This is a genomic window from Coprococcus intestinihominis (assembly GCF_040096555.1).
GTDB classification, from domain to species: domain Bacteria; phylum Bacillota; class Clostridia; order Lachnospirales; family Lachnospiraceae; genus Coprococcus_A; species Coprococcus_A intestinihominis.
Genome location: NZ_JBBMEK010000171.1, coordinates 1 through 7,158, shown reverse-complemented (window position 1 = coordinate 7,158; position 7,158 = coordinate 1). Strand labels below are relative to the sequence as shown.

Here is a 7,158-nt window from a genome sequence, read left to right as displayed (position 1 = left end):
TACGAACCGTTCGAGTCCGGCAGGACTCTTGCATATATATCGGTTCTAACCTCTTTCTGATTGAGCGCGAGACGGTGCACGACATCCGGTGGATGTCGGTTCTGCACCGACCGGAGCAGAGCGGAGACCTCGAACCGTTCGAGTCCGGCAGGACTCTTGCATATATATATCAGTTCTAACCTCTTTCTGATTGAGCGCGAGACGGTGCACGACATCCGGTGGATGTCGGTTCTGCACCGACCGGAGCAGAGCGGAGACCTCGAACGTTCGAGTCCGGCAGGACTCGTTTATATACAAAAGGTATCCTTTTAGGATACCTTTTGTATATAAGAAGAGCGCGAGACGGGACTCGAACCCGCGACCCCGACCTTGGCAAGGTCGTGCTCCACCAACTGAGCCACTCGCGCATAATAAATAAAATATTCATTTTCAAAGCAGGTGATGGGAATCGAACCCACGTATTCAGCTTGGAAGGCTGATGTTCTACCATTGAACTACACCTGCGTGCCCAGAACCGGAATCGAACCAGTGACACGAGGATTTTCAGTCCTCTGCTCTACCGACTGAGCTATCTGGGCTTACCGTCGCTCGTTTGCACCAGCGACGCTATTAATAATACCTTATAGTAAAAGATTTGTCAACAGTTTTTTTTAAGTTTTTTATATTTTCAATAATTCCATCAATTCATCCTTTGTCAGCGCAGACAGACCGCCCATCTCACCGCTGAGGATCTCATCTGCCAGATGCTTCTTCGCTTCCTGCATTTCAAGGATTTTCTCCTCAATAGAATTTTTGGCAATTAATTTATACACAGTAACAATATTCTTCTGCCCAATTCGGTGTGCCCTGTCTGTTGCCTGATTCTGCACCGCCAGATTCCACCATGGATCATAATGAATGACCACATCCGCCCCGGTCAGATTCAGTCCGGTTCCGCCTGCCTTCAGTGAAATCAAAAAACAGGCACAGTTCCCTCATTAAAATCACGTACCAGCTCAATTCGTTTCTCCTTGGCTGTCTCGCCGGTGATCTTATACCATTCAATATGGGCCGCTTTCAAATCCTGTTCCAGCAATTCCAGCATCGATGTAAACTGTGAAAAAATCAGCATACGATGGCCGCTTTCAATAGCCTGGCTAATCAGTTCCATACAAGCTTCACGTTTGGCTGAACCGCCGTCATATGCCTCATAAAGCAGTGACGGATCACAGCACACCTGTCTGAGTCTCGTCAGCTCAGCAAGAATCTTCAGTTTATTCTGACCAAATTCCGCATCCGCCTGTTCCTCCAGCATAGCCTGCATATGAACAACCTGTCCGTCATATAACTTCTGCTGTTTTGTATCAAAAGCCGCATAACATACTTTTTCCAGTTTGTCCGGCAGATCTTTCAGCACATCTTTCTTCAGACGTCGCATAATAAAGGGTGCTGTCATCCTTCTGAGATTGTCCGAAACCTGCTTGTCCTGATTTTTGACGATCGGCATTTCAACATTCTTTTTGAAATCTTCATATGTATACAGGAATCCCGGCATCAGATAATCAAAAATACTCCACAGTTCACTTAAACGGTTCTCAATCGGCGTACCGGTCAGCGCATACCGAACCTGACTATGGATCAACTTCACCGCTTTTGCCGCAGCCGTTGTATGATTTTTAATGTACTGTGCCTCATCCAGTACCTGCCCCCGGAACTGACACCCTTCATATTCATGGATATCCCGTTTCAGCAGATCATAAGAAGTGATCAGAACATCCCACTCCTGATAACGGCTGATTTTCTCTTTTCGCTCTTTCTGTGTTCCAGTCAGCGTCTCGGCATTTAACGCAGGTGCAAAACGTGCCAGTTCTTCTTTCCAGTTATAAACAAGAGAAGCCGGACATACAACCAGAGAGGTGCCTTTTTGTCCCTCCCGTTTCCATGCCAGAAATACCGCAATCATCTGAAGTGTCTTGCCGAGACCCATATCATCTGCCAGAATGCCGCCGAAACCGCCACTTTCAACCGTACGCAGCCACTTATACCCCTCTGTCTGATATTGGCGCATCGTATCCTGAAGCGTTTCCGGTACTTCATAATCTGAATCCGTCACCGTCTTAAAATCTTTGACCAGCTTTCTGAAATGACTGTCTCTTTTCAGATAAATACCGCTGCTTTGCTCCAGCATTTTGTCCAGATACAGCGCCCGGTAAACCGGCAGCTGCATCTTTCCCTGCACAAATTCCTTTGGTGACAAATGCAATGCATCCATCATCTGTCCGAGGATTTCCACACTCTCCTCTTCAATATTAACAAAATCACCGTTTTTCAGACGAAAATATTTTTTCTTTCTGCGATAGCTCTTCAAAACCTCCAAAAGCTCTTCATTGGTCATGTCATCCAGCGTAATAGACAAATCCATCAATCCGCTTTCCATGGAAACACCCACAGATACCTTCGGCATCCGTCGAATACTGAGTCGTTTAAAACGATCTGTACTGTTGACTTCCCCCAAAGTCATCAATGCTTCAATTCCCTGATCCAGAACCTGATAAATCAGTGCTTCTTCCCGTCCGCAATGAAAGACCGATCCGCTCTCATGTATTTCAGGGAAATACTGCATCACCTGATCTATAATCTCATGTTCCTTAAAAAGATCACGAAAATCCTCTGCCGAACCCCCCACGACATGTCACATCTACAGTGTTCTCACCATAAACGGCCTTAATCTCGCAGGTCAAGTTTTCTTCATCCGCATCCAGATAAAAGGCAAACTTTGCTTCCGGCGGCAGATACTGCAGGATATCCCTGCTTTCAGCACCTTTTACGCTGCCATACTTCTTAAATTCAGGCAGAAACCGATAGTAAAAATCCGCAAGATGCTTTCTGCCGATATTAAATTGAATTTCCCCGCTGTCATTCGACATATTATATAGAGGCAGTAGACCTTCTATAGCTTCCCGCTCTGTTCTGCACAGCACTATTTTTTCACGATGATCTTCAAGGAAATAAACAGCCTCTGTTCCCTCCATGACTTCGTTTATTTTGCATGAAACATGAATGCCGTCAAATTGATTTCCTGCATCCGCCAGCCGGCTCACTGTCATTGTCATTTTCGGCACGCCATCTGCACATTCAAGATAAACTTTCTTTCTGCCTTGTGACGTCCATTTGGAACATTCTGGCTTTCTGTCCCTGATCAAACTATAAATCTGGTCAAGATCGGTTCCAGACAAATCGATATTCCCTTTAATTTCTTCTTCCATCGAATAGTAACTGCGTGTCCGATTGCGGCGCATTCTCTGCTGCTGCTCTTTAATCTGTCTTTTAATAAAAGCATAATACTTCTCAGAAGTCTCTTCCAACCGGCAGCCGGCAAAATTGATCCTTGTTGTTTTACCGAAAGCTACTGTATCTCCGCGCTCCATCTGCCCGACAAACTCCGTCAGATCTTTGATCACATACATTTTCCCTGTGCCAACCTTGAAAGATACCGCCAGACCACCTGACAGACACTCAAACCTTGGTTCCAGATAAAGCGTTTGCTTGTCAGAAACGGACGTATTTGAACTGTTTTTGACATATCTTTGCTGATAAACCCCCAGAATCTGCTTTCCTCGCAAATCTGTCGCATCCCCCGGTCTGTGTGCGATCAGATAATCTTCCATGAGATACATAAGCGCTGCCTCATGGACACAAACATTGCCATAACTATACGCTCTATATCCCTCTCCGGGAGCCGTATAAGATCCTCTGCATCCTCTGACATAACACAGTGCCTGTTCAACACGGTCCTTAGAGCAAAGGACCTGAACCGCATAACCATCATTTCCTTTTGTAAGATATCTGCCCTCTGCATGCAGAATAAGCTTCGAATCACCGTACCAGCCCAAATACCCCGTTTGAATATCATCAAGGACAATCTGCTTTTGCTCTGCCAGTCTTTTGGCCTTCTCCCATATACTCCTTGACAATTCCAGTTTTTGAGCAGCCATATTCAGATCAAAATAATTATATTCCGTCTGGGCTGCCAACTTTTTGAAAATGACTTTATCTTCCTTATCCATTCTCTGCTGTGCCAGCTCTAATTCTGTCTGAACATCATTTTCCTTTTGATCTGCTTCCACCGCATACAAAAGCGCCGCCATATGTTTGCAATTCTGGCCGTTATATGCATAAAGGCAGGAACACTCCATGTCTTCAATATCTCCGTCTTCTCCTATCTGGGCGATGACATTGTAGCTCCTGCTGCCTTTAACAGCCGCAAACCATTCGTGATCACGATGTGTCAGCCGCTTGACTCTTCCCTCATGGTAATACTGTCTTCCCCTTGAAAGAATGGTGCTGTTAAAATACTTTTTCCAGTCCGTCATTTTTATGCTTTCTTCCACCTCTTATTATCTCTTACCTTAACCAACTGTCAGCTTCTACCAGGCTGCTACAGCGCCGCCGGCTCTTGGTTCTGTTGCCCCGGTCAGTATGCCATTCTCATCTCTGAAGATCAACTGTCCCCGGCCAAAATCCATGCTGTCTGTGGCCACCGTCACATGATGTCCTCTGGCTTTTAATCGACCTGCCATATCCATCGGAAAGCCCTGTTCAATCTCAATATTCATATCACCTGTCCACTGCCATCTCGGTGCATCCAGCGCCTCCTGGGGATTCATATGAAAATCTATGAGATTCATCATCACCTGTACATGCCCCTGAGGCTGCATAAAACCGCCCATGACACCAAAAGGGCCGATGGCTTTGCCATTTCTGGTCAGAAATCCCGGGATAATGGTATGATAGGTTTTCTTATGCGGACCGACACAATTGGCACTTTCCGGGTCCATATAAAAATTGAATCCTCTATTCTGAAGTGCAATGCCTGTTTTCGGCACTACAATCCCTGAACCGAAATTACAGTAATTAGACTGAATAAAACTGACCATATTGCCTGCGCCGTCCGCTGTACACAGATAAATCGTACCGCCGCTGGCAGGATTCCCGTACTGCGGTTTGGCTGCACGCTGACCAATATTGGCCGCACGGTAAGCAGCATAGACTTTCGACAGCATTTGCTCCGTCGTTACTTTCATACTTCGGGGATCTGCAATATACTGCTGCCCATCCGAATAGGCCAGTTTCATGGCCTCCAACTGCCTGTGAACCACTTCTTCACTGTCATGGCCGGCCGCAAACTGCATACATTCCATGATATTCAAAGCCATCAGTGCAACAATGCCGTGACCGTTCGGCGGTATTTCCCACACATCATAACCTCTGTAGGAAGTGCTCACTGGCTGTACCCATTCGGCCTCATAGGCTACCAGATCCCCTTTTCTCAAATAACCGCTGGTTGTCCTTGAATAGCTGTCTATTTCATCCGCCAGGCGGCCTCTGTACAGGCTCTCGCAATCCGTTGCCGCCAATTCCCTGAATGTCTCCGCATGGGCTTTGGATGACCAGATCTCTCCGGCCCGGGGTGTATGACCATCCGGGGCAAAGACTTTCCTCCATTCCTCAAACAATTCAGGTGAAAGGCTTTCTTCATAATCATCCCATGCCTGACGCCACATTTTGGAGATCACCGGCGTCACCACATAGCCCTCCTCCGCATAGCGAATCGCCGGTTCAAAGATCTTCTCCCAGGATAATGTTCCGAACCGGTCATGCAGTTTCTTCCATCCGGAAACAGCTCCCGGGACTGTCACAGGTTCCCAGCCGAACTTCGGCATCTGTTCATAGCCTTTATCCATCAACGCCTCTCTCGTCAGCAAAGCCGGCGAAAAACCGCTGGCATTAAGTCCATAAAGCTTCCCGTCCATCCAGACCTGTGCAAAAGCATCACTGCCGAAGCCATTGGATGTAGGCTCCAGCACAATCATGCAGGCTGCCGTGGCCAACGCCGCATCCACCGCATTGCCTCCGGCCTTGATAATATCCAGTCCGGCCTGAGCCGCCAGCGACTGAGATGTACAGACCATGCCCTTTCGCCCGTAGACTACCTCCCGTCTGGATGGGTACTTATAATTCAAAACATCATAACAGAAATTCACGAAAATCCATCCTTTCGTTTCACGGTAATGGCACCTTCTCAGTCTTTTAAAGCCATCAAAAATGCTTTATATTCTGCAATTACCTGTGAATCAAACTAACACAATTATCAAACTATGCCCAAAATTTCTCTGCATATAGTCCCATTATACCGTCCATATACTGTTCTGACAACAAATGAATTCGTAAAAAAAGAACACCGTACATGCAATCAATACACTATCATGTACCGATATCAATGTAAGCGATGTTCTTAAAGTTTTTGTAACTGTTCAGAGCCAACCTCCAAAATGCTACGCATTTTATACCTGTTTTTTGAAATTTTGCTTGGCTCTGAACAGTTACAAATTTTCTATATAATATCCAGCACTGACTTCATCAGTAATCTTGTATATGGATGTTCTGCTTTCTCATACATTTCCCTGCCTCCCGGCAATTCTTCCACTAACTGTCCATCATGCAGGACACAGACCCGATCACAGATACCGCCTACCAGTGCAAGATCATGGGAAATAAAAAGCATTGCCATCCCCATCTCTTTTTTCAGTGAAAATAAAAGCTGCATAATTTGTGCCTGAATCGACACATCCAATGCACTTGTCACTTCATCGCAAATAAGTAGCCTCGGTGATCGAATAATCGCACGCCCAATAGCTGCCCTCTGGCACTCTCCACCACTCAGCTCTCTGCATTTCTTTTGATAGTAAGATGCGGATAGTCCCACAAGATGCATGGTCTCCAACACCTTCTCTTTTAACTTTTTCTGATCTGAAGCTAATCCTCGACTGTAATATCGAATACCTTCTGCAATACCTTCTCCTACACACATATTAGGCGGAAAAGACTGCCAGGGATTCTGAAATACCACCTGTATATCCCTATACAAATCATGCCGTTCCTTTTTTGACATGTCTGCCAATTCTTTTTCATTAGACATCAAATGGATACTTCCTTCATACCCTGTCAGAAAATTTCCTATCAATGAGCCAATTGTACTTTTACCACTGCCGCTCCCTCCAATCAGGCCAAGGCACTCCCCTTCATCAATATCAAAAGAAACATTCGATACAGCCTTTTTCTGTCCACAATTTTCTCTATAACTATAACTGAGATTTCTAATTTCTGCTATTTTCATAT

General features: G+C 45.8%; 3 protein-coding genes, 3 tRNA genes and 1 pseudogene. All 7 read right to left on the bottom strand.

The window, feature by feature from the left end:
- Nucleotides 1–334: 334 nt before the first annotated feature.
- Nucleotides 335–407: transfer RNA gene (locus WMO25_RS12450), tRNA-Gly, on the bottom strand.
- A 26-nt stretch (nucleotides 408–433) separates the two neighbouring features.
- Nucleotides 434–504 (bottom strand) — tRNA-Gly (locus WMO25_RS12445).
- Nucleotide 505: 1 nt separating this feature from the next.
- Nucleotides 506–578, bottom strand: a tRNA-Phe gene (locus tag WMO25_RS12440).
- An 81-nt stretch (nucleotides 579–659) separates the two neighbouring features.
- Nucleotides 660–2,602, bottom strand: a pseudogene (locus WMO25_RS12435) (DEAD/DEAH box helicase).
- Between the two features lie 34 nt (nucleotides 2,603–2,636).
- Nucleotides 2,637–4,370, bottom strand: a complete 1,734-nt coding sequence (locus WMO25_RS12430; protein WP_349085558.1) for an SNF2 helicase associated domain-containing protein — start codon at nucleotides 4,368–4,370, stop codon at nucleotides 2,637–2,639.
- Nucleotides 4,371–4,406: 36 nt separating this feature from the next.
- A complete protein-coding gene (locus WMO25_RS12425) occupies nucleotides 4,407–6,023 on the bottom strand; it encodes a gamma-glutamyltransferase family protein (RefSeq protein ID WP_349085557.1) in 1,617 nt (538 codons plus the stop codon).
- A 350-nt stretch (nucleotides 6,024–6,373) separates the two neighbouring features.
- Nucleotides 6,374–7,158: ATP-binding cassette domain-containing protein (locus tag WMO25_RS12420; protein ID WP_178439176.1), on the bottom strand; the 785-nt coding region annotated here is incomplete at its 5' end.